The sequence below is a fragment of the Roseinatronobacter alkalisoli genome (genome assembly GCF_028745735.1).
GTDB lineage: Bacteria > Pseudomonadota > Alphaproteobacteria > Rhodobacterales > Rhodobacteraceae > Roseinatronobacter > Roseinatronobacter alkalisoli.
In genome coordinates this window covers 1-1,321 of sequence record NZ_JAQZSM010000110.1, presented here as the reverse complement: position 1 = coordinate 1,321, position 1,321 = coordinate 1, and the positions used below count along the sequence as shown (strand labels likewise).

Here is a 1,321-nt window from a genome sequence, read left to right as displayed (position 1 = left end):
GTGAGGACGGGCCGCGGCAACAAGCGGGCAAGAAGGTACCGGATTTCTGCCGTGGTGAGGATATCTGCCTGTCTTGGGCTCAGATCGCCGCGACAGGATTGTCCGGACTCGTTTTGTTCGGCTTGGGCAAACCTGAACGACGGTGTTCCGCGCCAAGGCGCGCGAGGAAGGCTGCAGCTGCCATAACAAGGCTGATGTGACGATGCCATCCATGCCATGAGCGGGCTTCGCAATGGTCGAGGCCGAGGTCGTCTTTGGCACGCAGGAAGCATTCCTCAATCGTCCAGCGCAAGCCGGCGGCCGCCGCAAGCTCGGCAAGCGTGGTGTCTGAGCGCGCAAAGGCAAAGTAATATGCAATTGCTTCTGGGTCGCGCAGGCTGCGCCTTGCCAGCATCCAGCGCGAAAACCCGTCTGGGGCTTGATAGTTGAGCTGGATACGAGCCCAATCATACAATCTAGGCCCCTTTGCGCCTTCACCTGCGCTCAACGGCATCCAGGCGTCACCGGGTAGCGCGGCAACCATCTTTACCGGGTCCGTCTGGATCAGCGTCCATTCCTCCATGAACCGCAATGTCTGATTGCTGCGCACCGCCAGCACATAGGACTGCTGGCGCTCCTCCAGCATATGCCGGAACCGAAAATCCGCACCATAGACGGCATCGGCGAGAACAAAGGCGCATGGAATACCCTCATTGAGCAGGCGCGTGACCATCTCGCATGCCATGGCTGGCTTGGTGGCGAAGGTAATATCTTCGGGCACATGCGCCTTCGCGCGTCGCTCGGGATCATTGGCCCAGGATTTTGGCAGATACAATCGTCTGTCGATCAGGGCATGCCCCCAGCGGCTTGCATAGCTCGCAAAAACACCAATCTGACTGTTCTCAATCCGTCCCGCTGTGCCGGAATATTGCCGCGCTACCCCTACCGAATGGGTGCCTTTCTTGAGGAAACCTGTTTCATCAATCACAAGAACACCATCCGGATCGGCAAGGGCTTCAAGGGCGTAATCGCGAACCCGCTTACACAGTTCGTCTGCAGACCAGCTCGATCTACCCAGCAATGACTGGATCTTGTACGGCCGTGCCAAGCCAGCTTCCTCGGCCAGCATCCAACCCGTCTTGCGTTCTGCCCCGGACAAGAGCCCATCGATAAAGACCCCGGCAGATGCCCGCTGTTCAGACCTGATGAAGGCAGATGCAATCCGCGCCTTCATACCTTCAAGCGCGGCGCGCCAATCCGAAATCACTCCAGCCCAATCCGATACGGACATCGAAATTCCTCCCCAATTGCTCAGGCAGGATTGAATCAGATATCCATATTA

At 58.0% G+C, this 1,321-nt stretch carries 1 protein-coding gene; it reads right to left on the bottom strand.

Translation table 11 applies throughout. The annotated features are described in order from the left end of the window. Positions 1 to 79: 79 nt before the first annotated feature. Entirely contained in the window at positions 80 to 1,270 is a 1,191-nt protein-coding gene (locus PUT78_RS23545) for an IS701 family transposase (RefSeq protein ID WP_274354639.1), read from the bottom strand. Between the last annotated feature and the right edge of the window lie 51 nt (positions 1,271 to 1,321).

Bases quoted from the DNA above. Each gene is read 5' to 3' on its own strand.
- PUT78_RS23545 (WP_274354639.1), bottom strand. From the start codon at position 1,270: ATGTCCGTATCGGATTGGGCTGGAGTGATTTCGGATTGGCGCGCCGCG.